14 protein-coding genes are annotated in these 16771 nt (G+C 72.7%); 7 read left to right on the forward strand and 7 right to left on the reverse strand.

What is annotated here, in order from left to right; translation table 11 throughout:
- Positions 1-46 precede the first annotated feature (46 nt).
- Entirely contained in the window at positions 47-1213 is a 1167-nt protein-coding gene (locus ABZT74_RS14900) for an MFS transporter (protein ID WP_356435134.1), read from the reverse strand.
- 423 nt (positions 1214-1636) lie between these two features.
- Positions 1637-3082, reverse strand: a complete 1446-nt coding sequence (locus ABZT74_RS14905; RefSeq protein WP_355872960.1) for a glyceraldehyde-3-phosphate dehydrogenase — start codon at positions 3080-3082, stop codon at positions 1637-1639.
- Between the two features lie 470 nt (positions 3083-3552).
- Between ABZT74_RS14905 and ABZT74_RS14910 the strand changes: the two genes are divergently transcribed.
- Positions 3553-4665 carry a GNAT family N-acetyltransferase gene (locus ABZT74_RS14910; RefSeq protein ID WP_355872958.1) on the forward strand — a complete coding sequence of 371 codons (1113 nt, stop codon included), beginning with the start codon at positions 3553-3555 and terminating at the stop codon, positions 4663-4665.
- Between the two features lie 528 nt (positions 4666-5193).
- On the opposite strand, the gene ABZT74_RS14915 is transcribed toward ABZT74_RS14910, so the two are convergent.
- Positions 5194-5973 carry a DeoR/GlpR family DNA-binding transcription regulator gene (locus ABZT74_RS14915; protein WP_356435136.1) on the reverse strand — a complete coding sequence of 260 codons (780 nt, stop codon included), beginning with the start codon at positions 5971-5973 and terminating at the stop codon, positions 5194-5196.
- A gap of 121 nt (positions 5974-6094) precedes the next feature.
- Here ABZT74_RS14915 and ABZT74_RS14920 point away from each other — a divergent pair, with 121 nt between their 5' ends.
- From ABZT74_RS14920 to ABZT74_RS14930, 3 genes are all read left to right on the forward strand, one after another.
- Complete coding sequence (locus tag ABZT74_RS14920; protein WP_356435139.1) at positions 6095-6976, forward strand: sugar isomerase; 882 nt, start codon at positions 6095-6097, stop codon at positions 6974-6976.
- Between the two features lie 34 nt (positions 6977-7010).
- Positions 7011-7874, forward strand: a complete 864-nt coding sequence (locus ABZT74_RS14925) for a class II fructose-bisphosphate aldolase (protein WP_355872951.1) — start codon at positions 7011-7013, stop codon at positions 7872-7874.
- Between the two features lie 478 nt (positions 7875-8352).
- Positions 8353-9582: an MAB_1171c family putative transporter gene (locus ABZT74_RS14930; RefSeq protein ID WP_356435143.1), complete on the forward strand. Its 1230-nt coding sequence runs from the start codon at positions 8353-8355 to the stop codon at positions 9580-9582.
- A 10-nt stretch (positions 9583-9592) separates the two neighbouring features.
- Here the strand turns inward: ABZT74_RS14930 and ABZT74_RS14935 are convergent, their stop codons facing one another.
- Positions 9593-10987: a pyridine nucleotide-disulfide oxidoreductase gene (locus tag ABZT74_RS14935; protein WP_356435145.1), complete on the reverse strand. Its 1395-nt coding sequence runs from the start codon at positions 10985-10987 to the stop codon at positions 9593-9595.
- Positions 10988-11217: 230 nt separating this feature from the next.
- Between ABZT74_RS14935 and ABZT74_RS14940 the strand changes: the two genes are divergently transcribed.
- The gene (locus ABZT74_RS14940) at positions 11218-11991 is read left to right on the forward strand and encodes a helix-turn-helix transcriptional regulator (protein WP_356435147.1); all 774 of its coding nucleotides are present in this window, start codon (positions 11218-11220) and stop codon (positions 11989-11991) included.
- Here the strand turns inward: ABZT74_RS14940 and ABZT74_RS14945 are convergent.
- Positions 11981-13135 carry a methyltransferase gene (locus ABZT74_RS14945; RefSeq protein WP_356435150.1) on the reverse strand — a complete coding sequence of 385 codons (1155 nt, stop codon included), beginning with the start codon at positions 13133-13135 and terminating at the stop codon, positions 11981-11983. The genes ABZT74_RS14940 and ABZT74_RS14945 overlap by 11 nt on opposite strands.
- 59 nt (positions 13136-13194) lie before the next feature.
- Between ABZT74_RS14945 and ABZT74_RS14950 the strand changes: the two genes are divergently transcribed.
- Together ABZT74_RS14950 and ABZT74_RS14955 are read left to right on the forward strand one after the other, a co-directional pair.
- Positions 13195-13851 (forward strand): alpha-ketoglutarate-dependent dioxygenase AlkB, encoded by a 657-nt coding sequence (locus tag ABZT74_RS14950; RefSeq protein ID WP_356435322.1) that lies wholly within the window; start codon positions 13195-13197, stop codon positions 13849-13851.
- Positions 13852-14003: 152 nt separating this feature from the next.
- Complete coding sequence (locus ABZT74_RS14955; RefSeq protein WP_356435153.1) at positions 14004-15242, forward strand: ROK family protein; 1239 nt, start codon at positions 14004-14006, stop codon at positions 15240-15242.
- A 22-nt stretch (positions 15243-15264) separates the two neighbouring features.
- On the opposite strand, the gene ABZT74_RS14960 is transcribed toward ABZT74_RS14955, so the two are convergent.
- Both ABZT74_RS14960 and ABZT74_RS14965 read right to left on the reverse strand, forming a co-directional pair.
- Positions 15265-16185, reverse strand: coding sequence for a phosphotriesterase (locus ABZT74_RS14960; RefSeq protein WP_356435155.1), 921 nt, complete (start codon positions 16183-16185; stop codon positions 15265-15267).
- Complete coding sequence (locus ABZT74_RS14965; protein ID WP_356174865.1) at positions 16182-16766, reverse strand: DUF4865 family protein; 585 nt, start codon at positions 16764-16766, stop codon at positions 16182-16184. The genes ABZT74_RS14960 and ABZT74_RS14965 overlap by 4 nt, the downstream gene beginning before the upstream one ends.
- Between the last annotated feature and the right edge of the window lie 5 nt (positions 16767-16771).

Raw genomic sequence — 16771 nt, forward strand, 5'->3', positions numbered from 1 at the left:
CGACGGCGTGCTGCGGCGGCGGGCCGCTCGCACCACGGCGGGCCCCTCACGCCACGGCGGCCCGGCGCGTCGCGAAACCGATCAGCGCGGCCACGGCGGCGAGCACGGCGACGCTCGTCAGGGCCGTCGGCAACGAGTACCAGTCGGCCATGAACCCGATCGCGGGCGGCCCGAGCAGCATGCCCCCGTAGCCGAGGGTGGAGGCGACGGCGATGCCGCTCGCTCCCGCGAGGGCGCCGGCCCGTTCGATCGCGACGGGGAAGATGTTGGCGAGACCCAGTCCGGTGACGGCGAAGCCGATCAGCGCCACCCAGACCGACGGGGCGAGTGCGCCGAGCAGCATGCCGAGCGCGGCCGTCGTGCCGCCCGTCACGAGCGTGCGGGTGCGGCCGAGTCGTTCGAGCAGGGTCGTCCCGCTGAGCCGGCCGATCGTCATGGCGAGGGCGAAGCAGGAGTAGCCGGCCGCGGCGATGCCCGGGTGGGCCTTCAGGTCCTGCTCCAGGTGGAGCGCGCCCCAGTCGGCGAGAGCCCCCTCGCCGTACGCCGTGCACAGGGCGATCAGGCCGAAGACGACGACCAGGCCGCGGGTGCGGCCCTCGAGGCGCCGGGGCACCGCTCTGTCGTCGCTCCGGGGGCGGTCGGGGGGTATGGGCATGTCGTGCCGCAGGAGGGCGGGCCCCGCGAGGGCGATCACGAGCAGGCCGATGAGGGCGAGGGCCAGCAGGTGGCGCGTCGGTGACAGATGGGCGGCGACGAGCCCGCCGAGTCCCGCCCCGACCATGCCGCCCATGCTGAACGCCGCATGGAAGCTGGGCATCACCGGGCGCCGCAGCGCGGCCACGAGATCGACGGCCGCGCTGTTCATGGCGACGTTGATCCCGCCGTAGGCCATGCCGAACACCAGGAGCACCGCGGCCAGCGCGGCTGCGGAGTGGGTCAGCGGCGGCAGGACGACGCTGAGGCAGAGCAGGACGGCGCAGGCGAGCGTGACGGGGCGGCTGCCGTAGCGCCGGCAGAGCTGCCCGGTGAAGACCATGGTCACGACGGCCCCGGCTGAGACGCCGAGCAGGGCGAGACCGAGCGCGCTGGCCGAGGCGCCGGTCTGCTCCTTCACGGCCGGGATGCGGACGACCCACCCGGCGAAGACGAATCCGTCCAGGGCGAAGAACGTGGTGATCGCGATGCGGAGGCTGGTGAGGGTGGGATCCGGCACGACACTGTGCGGACGGGTTTTGTTTATTAGCGGCACAAACTCACGTTAGGCCGGTGCCCCGCTCAGGGCAAGGGAAGAAGGGGGGCGTCGAGCGGATCGGCACCGCGTGCCGCGGCCCGCGCATCCCGTTCCGGGCGGACCTGTACGGGCCGGAAGCGGGCGTGCGCGAGCCGGATGGCGGACTTGCGCGAGTCGGAAGGCGGCCCTGTGCGAGCCGGAAGGTGAACGAGCCGCACGGTGTGAGCCGGAAGGTGAACGAGCGCGAGTCGGAAGGCCGCGCGGTGTGAGTCGGAAGGTGAACGAGCGTGAGCCGGAAGGCGGTCCGGTGTGAGCCGGAAGGCGGTCCGGGCCGTGTCCGCTCCGGAAGTCCGCGGTTCGCCGTCCCGTCTGCCCGGACGGCGAACCGCGGTCCCGCCGGCGGGGTCAGGCCGCCGGAGCCGGGTACGTCGGGTACTCCACCCCGGACACGTGCTGCACCACGCGGATGACCTGGCAGGAGTAGCCGAACTCGTTGTCGTACCAGAGGTAGAGGATCGCGTTGTCGCCGTCCACCTTGGTGGCGCCCGCGTCGACGATCGAGGCGTGCCGCGAGCCGATGAAGTCGCTGGACACCGCGTCGGGCGCGCTGGTGAAGTCGATCTGGCGCTTGAGCGGCGAGGTCAGCGAGACGTCGCGCAGGTGGTCGAGGACCTCCTCGCGGGTCGTCTCACGGCCCAGGCGCAGGCTCAGGATCGCGATCGACACGTCCGGCACCGGCACGCGGATCGAGCTGCCGGTGATCGGTGCGTCGAGGTCGGGCAGCGCCTTGGCGACCGCGGAGGCGGCGCCGGTCTCCGTGATGACCATGTTGAGCGGCGCGGAGCGGCCCCTGCGGTCCGAACTGTGGTAATTGTCCAGCAGGTTCTGGTCGTTGGTGAACGAGTGGACCGTCTCCACGTGGCCGCGCAGGACGCCGTACTCGTCCGCCATCGCCTTCAGCGGCGGCACGATCGCGTTGGTCGTGCAGGAGGCGCAGGACAGGATCCGCTCGTCCGGCTTGATCATGTCGTGGTTGACGCCGTGCACGATGTTCGGGACGTCGCCCTTGCCCGGCGCGGTCAGCACGACCTTGTCGATACCGGGGCGCAGGTGGTTCGAGAGGCCCTCGCGGTCGCGCCACTTGCCGGTGTTGTCGATGAGGATGGCGTCGCGGATGCCGTAGGCCGTGTAGTCGACCTGCGACGGGTCGTCGGCGTAGATGACCTTGATCTCGTTGCCGTTGGCGATGATCGTGCTGTTCGCCTCGTCCACGGTGATCGTGCCCTGGAACTGGCCGTGGATGGAGTCGCGGCGCAGCAGCGAGGCGCGCTTGACGATGTCCTGGGCGCCGCCGCGGCGCACGACGACGGCGCGCAGCCGCAAGCCGTTGCCGGAGCCGGTCTTCTCGATCAGCAGGCGGGCGAGGAGGCGGCCGATCCGGCCGAAGCCGTAGAGGACGACGTCGCGGCCCTCGCGGCGCTCGATCTTGTTGTCGCCCGTGGCGCCGGAGACCGCTTCGGCGGTGAACTCCTCGACGGACAGGCCGCGGTCGTCGGCCCGGTAGGTCGCCGCGAGCATTCCGAGGTCGATCTGCGAGGGGCCGAGGTCGAGCGTGCTGAGCGTGCGCAGGAACGGCAGCGTGTCGGTGACCGAGAGCTCCTCCCCGGCGATCTGCCGGGCGAAGCGGTGGGTCTTGAGAATGCTGACCACTGACTTGTTCACCAGGGAACGGCTGTGCAGGAGGATCGTGACGTCCTGCTCCCGGTGCAGCCGGCCGATGATCGGGATCATCGACTCCGCTATCTCTTCGCGAGTCTTCCAGTTGGTGAACGCGTCGTCGTTGACAGTCACAGAATCATCTTTCGAGCTAGGTGGCGCTCATATGCTAACCCGCCTGCTCGGGGTGATCGTTCACGCGGTGTCCACCCGCCCGGAACCCAGGGCTCCGGGCGCCGTTCGCGAACCTGGTGGGCGGCGCTCCGGCCGTCCGGCGGTGATCCCGTGCGTGCCGGTCGCCGGTTGCGGAAAGCCGCCGTCCGCCGTCCTGACTGTTTCGTTGCGGTAGGCACCCTTGACAGCGTGCGTACTGTTTCGCGACGTTTGAGCCTCGCCGGTCGATTCGGATCTCGGCGCTCGACCGGGGGGCGAGTCGCGGTGCGGCGCGGAACGGCGGACATCAGAAAAGTGGCAGGACGCGGACAGCGCGTCATGGGGGGAGCTGTCGCCCATGCGATCCATCAACGAAGATCCACACGCCCCAACGGCCTGTGTTGTGACCGGTACGTCTCTCGCAGCACCCACGGAAGGGCGGTTGATCTGAGGTGGAGATCACGAACCACAGACTCGACGGCCTGAGCGTCCCGCTGCGCGAGGCCTGGCACCGGGCGATGGACGAGTCGCCCGAGTACGCCAATCCTTTCCTGGCGCCCGAGTTCGCGACCGGGGTCGGCAGGTTCCGGAAGGGGGCCCAGGTCGCCGTCCTGCACGAGGGAGGGGAGCCCGTCGGGTTCCTGCCCTACGAGCGCAACATCCTCGGCGCGGGCAGAGCCATCGGCCTCGGACTCTCCGACTGCCAGGCCCTGGTGCACAGACCGGGGATCACCTGGGACGCCCAGGAGGTGCTGCGCGCCTGCGGGTTGTCCATCTTCGAGTTCGATCATCTCGTCGAGGAACAGAAGCCGTTCGGCCGGTTCGTCACGGGGACGTTCGCCTCCCCGGTCGTCGATCTGAAGCCCGGGGACAGCGGCTATCCGGAGTGGCTGCGCAGCGCCTACCCGGGTCAGGCCAAGACCACGCTGAAGAAGGAGCGCCGGCTCGCCCGCGACGTGGGCGAGGTGCGGTTCGTCTTCGACGAGCGCGACCCCCGGATGCTGCGCACGCTCATGCGCTGGAAGTCCGCCCAATACCGCAGGACCGGACGGATGGACCGGTTCGCGCGGCCCTGGATCGTGGATCTGGTGGACCACCTCTTCGACGTCCGCGAGGAGCACTTCACCGGCGTGCTGTCCGTCCTCTACGCCGGGGACCGGCCGGTCGCCGCCCACTTCGGACCCAGGTCCCGCAGTGTCCTCGCGGCCTGGTTCACGGCGTACGACCCCGAGTTCCACCGCTACTCGCCCGGCCTGATGATGCACCTGCGGACCGCCGAGGCGGCCGGCCGGAACGGTGTCAGCGTCCTGGACCTGGGGCGCGGGGACAAGGAGTACAAGGACTGGCTCAAGACGCGCGAGCTGCGGGTGGCCGAGGGATTCGCCTATCGCCCCCACCCGGTGGCGGCGGCGCACCGGCTGTGGCGCCGGCCCGTGCGGGGCCTGCGGAACACGGTTCTCGCCCATCCCGGGCTGCGGGACCCGGCCGACCGGCTGCTCAAGACGGTGGGCAACCTGCGTGCCTCGGGCGGTCCACGGTCCGGTGCCGGACCGCGCGCGAACTGAGGGGGCGGCGCGGGAAGGAGAGTACTGGTGCGGAGGCGCCGAGGCCATCGCGCCGAGGCCGCCTCCGCACGCCGGCCCGGTGCGGACCGGCCGGGCCTCGGGTGCCCGGAGCGTCCGCCGGGGCCAGGTCGGGCGGGCACGGTCGGAGACGGGTGCCGAGGGCCGCCGACGAAGGATGGTTGAACGCCCGCTGCCGGACGCCGGATCGGGCGACGAGGTGCGCATGGTGCCGGGGCTCGGTGGGGCGAGGAGGTGCGTGGTGCCGGCCGTCGGTTCGGCTGACGGTGGCGTGGTGCGGGGCGTCGGACGGGGCGAGGAGGTGCGTGGTGCCGGCCGTCGGTTCGGCTGACGGTGGCGTGCGGCGCGGTGCGTCGGACGGGGCGACGAGGTGAGTGGCGTCGGCCCTCGGATCGGCTGACGCCGGGCGTGGGACGGGGCGAGTAGGTACGTGGCGGCGGTCGTCGGATCGGGCGACGGGGCGCCGAGCGGGGTGTCGGCGTCGGGCGACCGCGGGCGTGGTGCCCGCTGTCAGACCGTGACGACCTCGACCCCCGCCTCCTCGAACTGCCGCACCGTCGCGGGCGCCACCGACGCGTCGGTGACGAGCGTGCCCACCGACTCGGCCGCGCAGATGCGGGCGAACGCGCGCCGGCCGAGCTTGCTGGAGTCCGCGGCGACGATCACGCGCTCCGCGCGCTCGCACAGCAGACGGTTGATCGCGGCCTCCGCCTCGTCGTGCGCGGCGGCACCGTGGGCCGCGTCGAACGCGACCACGCCGAGCACCGCGACATCGAGGGTGATCTGCCCGAGCACGCCGTCCGCGAGCGGGCCGATGAGCTCGTAGGACTGGGGCCTGGCCACACCACCGGTGACCACGATCTTGAACTGGGGCCGCACGGCCAGTTCGTTCGCGATGTTCAGGGCGTTCGTGACGACGGTGAGCGCGGGGGAACCCGATGTCAGATCCGGGCGCACCGCCAGGGCGCGGGCCACCTCGGTCGTGGTCGTGCCGCCGGTGAGCCCGACCGCCTCGCCCGGAGCGATGAGGTCGGCCACCGCCTTGGCGACACGCTGCTTCTCGGAGGCATGCCGGGCGGTCTTGTAGCGCAGAGGGAGTTCGTACGAGACCCCGTGCACGACGGCGCCGCCCCGGGTGCGCACCAGCATCTGCTGTTCCGCGAGCTGGTCGAAGTCGCGCCGGATGGTCGCCGCCGACACCTCCAGCAGGGTCGCGGCCTCCTCCACGTCGAGGCGTCCCCGCTCCACCAGCAGTTCCAGCAGCGCCTTCCAACGGGCGTCGCGCGACATCCGCCTCTCCCTTGCTCGTTCCTCCGCGACCTTAGCGCACCCCACCTCACTTCAAATGCTTGATTGTGCTTGAAAGGTCGCTATATCTTGCAGGAACAAGCATCAGTGGGAGGGGTACGGCATGACCCATGTCGAGGACGAGCTGAGCAGCCAGCCCGAGTGCTGGATCCGCGCCGCCGAAGAGGCCGCCGGACACGGGGCCGCGCTGCCCGCGGCGGGGGAGCGGGTCGCGATCGTGGGGTGCGGCACCTCCTTCTTCATGGCGCAGGCCGTGGCCGCGCTGCGGGAAGGGTCGGGGCAGGGCGAGACGGACGCCTTCGCCGCCTCGGAGTACCCGGCGGGCCGTTCGTACGACCGCGTGATCGCCCTCACCCGCTCCGGGACGACCACCGAGGTGCTGGAGCTTCTCGGACGCCTGCGCGGACACACCCGTACGACCGCCGTCACCGCCGATCCGCACACCCCGGTGATGGAAGCGGCGGACGACATCGTTGTGCTCGACTTCGCCGACGAGCGGTCCGTGGTGCAGACGCGGTTCGCGACCACCGCGCTCACCCTGCTCCGCGCCCACCTCGGCCTGCACACGGACGCCGTCGTCGCCGACGCGCGCACCGCGCTGGAGACGCCGCTGCCCGAAGGGCTCGTCGACTGCGCGCAGTTCACCTTCCTCGGCCGCGGCTGGACCGTCGGCCTCGCGAACGAGGCCGGGCTCAAGATGCGGGAGGCGTCCCTCGCCTGGACCGAGGCCTACCCGGCGATGGAGTACCGCCACGGCCCCATCAGCGTCTCCACCCGCGGAACCGCCACCTGGATGCTCGGCGAGGCACCCGACGGCCTCGCCGAACAGGTGCGGGAGACCGGCGCGTTGTGGGTCGGCGACGGACTCGACCCGCTCGCCGGACTCGTCCGCGCCCAGCGCCTCGCCGTGGCCGTCGCCGCGGCCAAGGGCCTCGACCCCGACCAGCCGCGCCATCTCACCCGCTCGGTGATCCTCAGCGACTGACGCTCCCTCACCCACCCGTCGAGAAGGAGAAGTTGTGCCCCTCGCAGCAACCGGTGAGCTGGTCGCCCGGGCCGCGGCGGCGCGGACCGCCGTCGCCGCGTTCAACGTCATCACCCTGGAGCACGTCGAGGCCGTCATCGCGGGAGCCGAGTCGGCCGACGCGCCCGTCGTCCTCCAGGTCAGCGAGAACGTCGTCACCTACCGATACGGCCGGCTGCTCCCGCTGGCCCGCGCCGCCACCGCCGCCGCCGAACGCGCCACGGTCCCCGTCGCGTTGCACCTCGACCACGTGCAGAGCGACGACCTGCTGCGGCAGGCGCCCGGAGCCGGGTTCAGCTCCGTGATGTACGACGCGTCCCGCCTGCCGTACGAGGAGAACCTCACCGCGACCCGCGCCGCAGCCGACTGGGCCCATGCCCAAGGGCTGTGGATCGAGGCCGAGTTGGGTGAGGTCGGCGGCAAGAACGGCGAGCCGCCGCGGGACGCGCACGCACCCGGCGCCCGCACCGAACCCGTCGAGGCCCGCGCCTTCGTCGGCGACTCCGGGGTCGACGCCCTCGCCGTGGCCATCGGCAGCTCGCACGCGATGACCACCCGCACGGCCGCTCTCGACCACGGCCTGCTCAAGCGGCTGAGCGCGTCGCTGGGCGTCCCGCTCGTCCTGCACGGCTCCTCAGGGGTGCCGGACGACGAACTGCGGGCGGCCGTCGAGGGCGGCATCGCCAAGGTCAACGTCGGCACCGCGCTGAACATCGCGATGACCGCCGCCGTCCGGGAGTTCCTCGCCGCGCATCCCGAGGCCGTGGATTCACGGAAGTACCTCAGCGTGGGCCGGGAGGCCATGGCACGGACGGTGGCCGGACTCATCGGCGTTCTGCGGGGTTCCCGCGACGGATAGGCGACGCACGGCGCCCTGACGGGCGACGACAACGAAGCAGGGCCTCCCGCCGCTCGGGTGACGATCCACCACGAGCCGCGCGGGAGGCCCTTTCGCGTGCCCGACCCGGACCGAGTTCCGTATGCGGCCGTTCGCGTGGGTGACAACGTGGCTAGTGTGAACAAGTATGAGAGAAGGCCGAAAGGGCACGGCAGGCTCGCGCGTGAGGCACCCTTCTGGAGGCCTCTCGGGCGGGCGTCCCCATGCCCCGTTGACGCGAGGAGCAGGAGTTGGCGGTGATTCGTAGGGGGCGGAGCCGGCACAGGGCCCGGCACGGGACCGCGGCGTCGACCGACCGGCTGGTGGCTGGTTTCCGCACATCGGCGGGGTGTCCGGGACGTTTGCGTGCCGATGGCGCCAGTGAACCGGGCGCGCCCGGAGGGGTGTTGGATCGCGGGACGCGCGGACCGGGCCCGCGACGAGGGGCCGTGGGCCGGGCGTGAGCGGACTGATCTACTACCTGGCGGCCGCCGTCCTCTGGACAGGTCTGGCGGTACAGCTCCCCGATCTGTGGCGGCACTGGAGAGACCCTCTCAAGCAGGCATTCTGCGCCGTCATCTTCCTGTCGGGAGTCTGCTTCGTGCTCGGCGCGCCGCCCACCGTGGCGATGGTCAACGGCCTGACGGGGATCCCCAATGTGGCGGCGCCCCTCACGTACGGCGCGGTGACCGCCTTCAGCGCGGCGTCCCTCATCCTCATCGTGCACTGGCGGGGTACCGATCCCGTGCGGGTCCGACGCGCCTCCCGGGGCTGGCTGTTCAGCTACCTGGCCGTGATCGCCACCCTCGGCATCCTGTTCGCGCTGGGGCGCGCGCCCGTCGAGCGTCGCGCGGATTTCGACACCTACTACGCCTCGACGCCGTTCGTCCGCGAGATGATCGTGCTCTATCTGGTCGCCTACCTGGTGGCCGCCGTGACGACGACCCTGCTGTGCTGGCGGTGGACCCGCCAGGTCAGACGCTGGACCCGTGGATCGCTGGCCCTGCTCGTGCTGGGCTGGCTGTTCATCAGCGCCTACGGCGTCGTCAAGGTCGTCGCGCTGACGGCCCACTGGCTCGGGCGCGGGTGGGACGACCTCAGCACCAGCGTCGCACCGCTGGTCGCCGTCGGAGCGTGTCTCGCGTCGGCGGGCTACATCCTCCCCGTCGTCGGACCACGCATCGACTCCGCGATCACCTTCGTCCGTCTGCGCCCCCTGTTCCGGCTCCTGGCCGGGCCCACCAGCGGCAGGCGCTTCGTCGCGCCGCTGTCGTGGCGGACGATCGGCGACGTCGATCTCCAGCTGACAGCACGGGAGACCGCCATCCGCGACGGCCTCAAGCGGCTCGCCGGGCAACTCGACGACCAGGTACGGCTCCGCGCCTACCGGGAGGCACTGGCCGCCGGGTTCCGCGCGGCGGACGCCGAAGTCATCGGCATGGCCGCGATGGTCGCGGTCGCCGCGCTCGCCGGGGCCCCCGCCCGTGCCGCCGGCTCGGGCACCGTGGGTATCACGGTGGGTGACATCGACGTGGTCGTATCGGTCAGCGCGGTCGCACGACGTTCCGCGTCCGGGACGCGCACGCTGGACACGGCCCAGCCGTCGCTGCTGAGCCTGTCCAGGGCGGTGCGCACCCCCATCGTCGACGCCGCGGTCCAGTCGCGTACCACCGCGGTGCGCCCGTTCTGAAGCCGCGCCCTCAGTGGCAGGGTGAGCCGACGGCGCCGAGGAAGGCGCTCTCCTGCGGGGTCAGTGGCGGCTCCGCCGACGGCTTCGTCACAGGGCCCCGCAGCGTGGCGAGCAGGAGACGCGGCTGAAGGAGACGGCCGCGGCCGTCCTCGAGCATGGTGACCGCGCGCAAGGCCTCGTACACCGGAGGCGAAGAGGCGGCGACGCGCTCCATCCGTCCGAGACCACGGCGGAGGATGCCGTCGGCGAGCGAGGGAGCGCGGCCGACGACATCGGGGAACCACAGGTCCTGGGACGATCCGAGTGCGAAGGCCGCGGACACGGACCGGGCGGCGGCACGCTGGACCCCGCGGGCGAACCCCGGTGCGTTGACATCGCCCGCCCGCAGCCGCCGGTCGAGAGCCCGCGCCCCGAGCGCGGCCACGGACATGCCCTGCCAGTGGACCGGGTTGTAGGTGGCGACGGCGTCACCGAGCACCACCAGTCCCTCGGGCAGGGCCGCCTTCTCGAAACGACGGCGCCGGTTCGCGGTCCGGCGGCTGACGGACACCTCGCCGAGCGGCTCGGCCCGCGAGATGAGCCGCCCGATGACCGGATCCCGCAGATCCAGGGCGAAGGACAGGAAATCCGCCGGATCCGCGGGAGGTTCACCGCCCCGCGTGCCCATGAGAGTGACCAGCCAGCGGTCGTCCTCGACCGGCACGAGCATCCCCGAACGTCCCGGCAGGCCGTCCGAGGGTTCCGCCCCGACGCGCGTCAGCGGGAACGCCCGCGCACCCGGCGGAACACGGAAGACCCGGCTGGCGCAGACCAGCCCGGCATCGACCTCGTCGGTGCGTATCCCTCCGACGCCGAGCGCGTCGAGCCACTGCTCGGCGCGCGACCCCCGTCCGCTCGCGTCGACGACCAGGTCCGCACCCAGTTCCGCCTCGCCGCCGTCGGTCACGACGCGAGCACCCGTGACGCGCCCGGAAGACCCCAGCAGGGCCACCGCCTCGCCGCGCCGGATCGTGACCCGTGTGGTCCGCACGACGGCATCCCGGAGCGTCCAGTCGAACAGGTCGCGGCTGCAGCAGGTGAGCAGCGCGTCATCGGCCGTCGGACGACGGCGGGACCAGCCCCGAGGCCCGAAGTCCAGCGTGCCGGAGAACGGCTCCTCGCGGGCACCCGCGGCGAGAAGGTGCTTGCGGACGTCGGCGCCGGGCAGGAGTTCCTCGACCGCGTCCCGTCCGCTCGGCAGGAGGACGTGGGCGTGCCGTGCCTGAGGGAGTCGCCTGCGCGGCCGCGGCCCGTCCGGGAGTTCGTCGCGATCGATGACGGTCACCTCGTCCACGGATCTGGACAGAGCGGCTGCGGCGAGCAGTCCGGCCACGCTCCCACCGATGACGACAGCACGGCGCGACATGGTTCCCCTTGTTGTCATGGACGTTGCAATGGATGCGGATGCCCACCCTACGGTTGCCCGCGTCGGCGTTCACGCGAGATCGGAAAGTGTGCGGCCACTGTCCACCCCGCATACCGGATGGCATACCAACGGGCCTGTTCCGAGGCCCGGTTGATGCCCGGAGCGAGGGTGAGACGCCGCCGCGTGATCCGGCTGCCGACGGTGGACACCGCCCCTGGTACTTTTCCCCCGTGCGCGAGACGGACCTCTACCTCCGTGAGCCGCCCGGTGTGGCCGGTGTCGGCGTCGGTGTGCATGGGGTCGCGAGTGCCACCGACGTGTTCCGGCTGCCGGAGCTGTGGCAGCTGCACCTCTACCGGTACGAGGCCGAACTGACCGTCGACGGCACGGCGCACGCCGTCCGGCCCGGCCGGGTCAGCCTCGTGCCGCCCGGTGCCACGGTCCGCTTCCGCTACCGGGGCCGCTCCGAGCACCTCTACGCGCACCTGCGGATCACCCCCACGGGCCCACCGAGGACCGTTCCCGTCGTGCAGGACGCCGGACCCGAACTGTCCCTGCTCTCGGCCTTGTTGCTGAACGCCGTCGCGGCCGCCCCGGCGGAGCCCGACCGCAGCCGGGCGGAGATCTGGGCCGCACTGTGGCGCGTCGCCGGCCTCGTGCCCGCCGCCGCGACGCGACCCGGACCGCACCCCGCCGTCGGCACCGCGATCGCCCACATCGAGGCCCGTCTCGCCGCCCCGCTGACCATCCCGGAGGTCGCGCGCGCCGCCGGGGTCTCCCACAACCACCTCACCCGGCTGTTCCGCGCCGAGACGGGCAGCACCGTCGTGGCGTACATCCGGCGGCGCAGACTGGACCGCGCCCATCACCTGCTGCGCGCCTCGACCCTGTCCATCCCGGCCGTGGCCGCCGCCGTCGGCATTCCCGACCTGCAGGCGTTCAACAAGGCGTGCCGGCGTGAGCTCGGCGCCCCGCCCCGGGTGCTGCGCGGTGCTACCGGCTGACGTCCTTCTTCACGGCCCGCAGGATCACGAACTTCGCGTCCCCGGCGACCAGTTCGCTGTTGCCGAAGAGCCGGCGCAGCTTCAGGTGGTAGCCCAGGTGGCGGTTGCCGATCACCCACAGCTCGCCGCCGGGCCGCAGCGCGTCGCGGGCGTCCGAGAACATCCGCCAGGCGGTCGTGTCCGTCGTCGCCTGGTGCGAGTGGAACGGCGGGTTGTTCACGACGAGATCGACGCTCCCGGCGGGGACGCCCGCCAGACCGTCGGCGACGCGGAACTCGGCGTATCCGTCGGCGTTCGCCCGGTACGTCGCCTCGGCCGAGGCGACCGCCTGGTACGACTCGTCGACGAACAGCACGTCCGCGTCCGGATTGGCGAGAGCGATCGCCGTACCGACCACTCCGTTCCCGCAGCCCAGGTCGACGACCCGCTCGGAGCCCCGGCTGCGCGGAAGGTGCTGGAGGAGGAAACGGGTGCCGATGTCGAGGCGGTCGGCGCAGAACACGCCCGCGTGGTTGACGACCGTGCGCCCGGACACGATCCCGATGTCCTCTGGCAGCCGGTAGCTGTACGGCCAGGGGTTGGCCTTTCGGGCGATCCCGGGCAGCGGGGTGCAGAAGATGAGCCGGGCCTTCTTCTCGGCGAGCGAGGTGCGGGTGGGGCCGAGGATCCGCTCGAAGAGCTGCAGCGTCGAGGTGTGGATCTCCTTGACCATCCCGGTGCCGACCACGACGGTCCCGTCGTGCACCGCGGGCGCCAGCCGGTTCAGCTGGTCCTCCAGCAGGGCGAGGCTCCTCGGCACTCGGACCAGCAGCACGTCGATCCGCTCGGGCGGCGGGTCCTGGGTGGTGAGCAGTCGGAGCGCCGACTCGTCGGCGCCGGCCCGCGCCAGGTTCGCCCTGGTCGCCTGCTGGGCCAGGTGGGAGTCGGTGATCTGCGTCGGCGCGGCGGCGGACAGCGCGGTGGCGAGCGCGCCCCACCGGTCGCCGACGATCACGACCGAACCCGTCAGGTCGGTGCCGCTCTCCGCGAGGTGCCGGAGCAGGTAGGTGTCGGCGGCGTCCCACGCGCGCAGCGGGTCGCGGGGATCCTCGGGGAATCGGGCGAGCCGGTGGTCGCCCCAGGGGGTGGTCATACGGTCGGTCATCGTGGGTCAAGGCTAAGGGACACAGGTCGGCGAGCGTGCGCGAGGATGGAGGCATGTCGATGGACGCGGAGCTCTTCCCCCGCAGCCGTCGGGAGATCGCGCCCGGCGCGGTCCACGTCCCGGACTGGCTGGACGCGGGCCGCCAGCGGCTGCTCCTGGAGGACTGCCGCTCCTGGGCGAGGCCGCCGGCGGGCCTGCGCACGGTGCGTACCCCCGGCGGCGGCACGATGACCTCCCGGCAGGTCTGCCTGGGCCTGCACTGGTACCCGTACGGCTACGCCCGCACGGTCGTCGACGGTGACGGCTCCCCGGTGAAGGCGTTCCCCGACGCACTCGGAGAGCTGGCCCGCGCGGCGGCGGTGGACGCCCTCGGCGGGAACGTGTCCGGCGCCGACGGACCGGCGTACGACATCGCACTGATCAACTTCTACGACGCCGACGCCCGTATGGGCATGCACCGGGACAGCGACGAGTCGTCCGACGCCCCGGTGGTGTCCCTCAGCCTCGGAGACACCTGCGTCTTCCGGTTCGGGAACACGCGATCCCGGACCCGGCCCTACACCGACGTCGAGCTGCGCAGCGGTGACCTGTTCGTGTTCGGGGGCGCGTCGCGGCTCGCGTTCCACGGTGTGCCACGGGTCCACGGGGGCACGGCACCGCCCGAGTTGGGGCTGACCGGACGGTTGAACGTCACGCTCCGGGTCAGCGGGTTCTGAGCGGTGACCGCGGCGCCGCGACGTGCGTCCGCCGGGCCGGCCGGACGGCGGGCGACGGACGGGACGTCCCGCCCGGCCCGGCAGCACGCGTCGCACGGGCCGTGGTGGCCGGGCGGGCCACCACGGGAGCGGATCATGGGAGACTCACCCACATGAACGGCAAGGCGGGCCCCCGGACGGCGGGGGACGGGAACACGCGGACGCGGCTCGACCGGGGGCGCGGGGCGCTCGGACCGGCGCTGGAGCTCGTGCATACCGGGCGCGCGCCGACGCGGGCCGTGCTCACCGCCGAGCTGGGAGTCACCCGGGCGACCGCGGGCGCCGTGGCCGCCGAGCTGGAGGCGCTGGGACTGATCCGCGTCGACGCCCGGCCCGGCGCTGCCGCCGGCTCCCAGGGGCGTCCCTCGCACCGCCTGGAGGTCGCCGAGGACGGGCCCGTCGCGCTCGCCGCGCAGGTGCACGCCGACGGCTTCCGTGCCGCGCTGGTCGGCCTGGGCGGCCGCATCGTGGCCACCGCGCCCGGCTGCGAGGCGGTCGACGCCGATCCGGCGAAGGTGCTCGGCTCGGTCGTCGATGCCGGCGCCGACCTGCTCCGGGCCACGGGCCGCCGCTGCGTCGGCGCCGGCCTCGCCGTGCCGTCCGCCGTCGCCGAACCCGAGGGACTCGCCCTCAACCCGCTGCACCTGGCATGGCCCGCGGGAGCCGCGGTCCGGCAGATCTTCGCCGAGCGAGTACGCGCGGCGGGCATCGAGGGGCCCGCGTTCGCCGCCAACGACGTGAACCTCGCCGCGCTCGCCGAGCACCGGCACGGAGCGGGCCGCGGCGCCCGCGACCTGCTCTGCGTGGCCACCGGACACCGCGGTGTCGGCGGCGCCCTCGTGCTCGACGGCCGCCTGCACACCGGCAGTTCGGGGCTCGCCCTCGAAGTCGGTCACCTCACCGTGAACCCGGAGGGCCGCCCCTGCTACTGCGGCAGCCGCGGCTGTCTCGACGTCGAGGCCGACCCGTTGGCCTTCCTCACCGCCGCGGGCCGCGCCCCCGGTCCCGAGGTGTCGCTGCTCCAGCAGTCGAACGAGCTGATCCGCGACGAGTACACCGATCCGTCCGTGCGTCGTGCCACCGAGGCGCTCATCGACCGGCTCGGCCTCGGGCTCGCGGGCCTCGTCAACATCCTCAACCCGGACCGCATCATCCTCGGCGGTCTCCACCGCAGCCTGCTGGACGCCGACCCGGACCGGCTGCGCGCCGTCGTCGCCGACCGCAGTCTGTGGGGCCGCAGCGGTGTGGTGCCGATCCTCGCCTGCACGCTGGATCACAACAGCCTCGTGGGTGCAGCCGAGTTGGCGTGGCAGCCCGTCCTCGACGACCCCCTGTCGGCCCTGGCCGTCTGACGGCCAGGGCCACCGCCCCGACTCAGGAACGCCAGGCAACGCCGAAGGCGCGTGCCGGATTGCCGGTCAGGATCCGGTCCACCAGGTCCTTTCCCAGGGCGTGTTCGAGCCGGGGGCGGACGCGGCGCAGCAGATACGGCATACCCGGGCCGCCGTCGACCGACCGGGCCGAAGCGGTCGTCGTGTCGCCGCCGAGCAGCAGACGCTCTCCGAACCCGGCGTCGGCCAGGGCGAGTACGGCGTCCGGCATGCGCCAGTCGGTGGCGTGGTTGGCGCGGGAAGGGCCGTCGAACGCGAGGTAGGCGCCCGCCTCGGCGGCCTCGCGCTGGACCACGAAGTCCGGCGAACGGTTCAGGTGTCCCAGGATCACGCGGTGCGGCGGCACGGCCAACTGCCCGCACAGCAGGTCGAGTACGTCGAGGGCGGCGGTGCCCAGTTCCAGGTGGACCGCGATCGGCGCGCCGGTGGCGTGGTGGGCCTCGGCCGCCGCCGTCATCGTCCAGTGGGCGTGCGCGTCCACCGCGTGGAAGGCGCCCGCCACCTTGATCAGCCCGGCGCGGACACCGGACGGGCCGATGCCCGAGGTGAGTTCCGAGACGAAGAGGCCGGCCAGTTCTCCGCGCAGCCGGCGGAGCAACTCCGGTGCGTAGTGGGCGGCTTGGTGCAGTCCGGTCGCCGCCACGATGTGCACCCCGGTGTCGTGGGAGAGCAGCGGCAGATCGGCGGCGCGCCTGCCCAGCCCGTACGGCGTCCACTGGACCACGGCGGCGCCTCCCGCTTCGCGGAACGCGGCCAGTTCGGCGCGGGCGGCGGACGCGTCCCGCAGCTCCTGGCCAGGCAGTCGGGGGCTGCCGAAGAAGAGGTGGTCGTGCGCGTCGCACACCCCGAGGGCCTCGGGCGGCAGGTCCCCGAGCACCGTGCGGACGGCGGCGGCCGGGCTCACCACTGCCGCCCCCGGGGGAGCGACTCCCGCTCCGGCCGCGAGAGATGGAGCACCTGGAAGACCTCGCCGGGCGCCTTGGGGGAGGCGTCGGCCCAGAGCGAGAAGTGGACGATCTCCCAGTGGCGCGGATCGACGGCGGCAGCGGCACTCACCACCCCGTCCAGGGACGCGAGCCGCGCGGTCTCGCGCACGGCCTCGGCCATCGCCTCCGTCAGGTCCACTCCCTCGCAGACGGGCCGGCGGGCGCGGACGGCCGTCACGGCCGCCGATCCCGCGGCGCCGCCCTCCTCATGGGCGAGTCCGGTCCAGTGCTGGACGACGGGGCGCCCGAAGTCGTTCACCAGACCCTGGAACGCCCCTCCCCAGAGGAAGGAGTTCATGCCCTCGACCGTGTTCCACAGATAGAACGGTGCGTACTGGTTGACGGGGGAGCCGTCGATCCCGCGCTCGCGCATCAGATACGCCTTGAACCCGAGGCCGTCCCACGCGTCGAGCAGGGGGCCGACCCGGGCGACCCGGTCGCGGACGACGGTCATGTCGTAGTCGGCGGGGAGTGTGATCTCGTACTGCATCGCGTGCATGGCGG

Origin of the sequence: Streptomyces sp. NPDC005302 (genome assembly GCF_040607345.1) — a bacterium.
Lineage (GTDB): Bacteria > Actinomycetota > Actinomycetes > Streptomycetales > Streptomycetaceae > Streptomyces.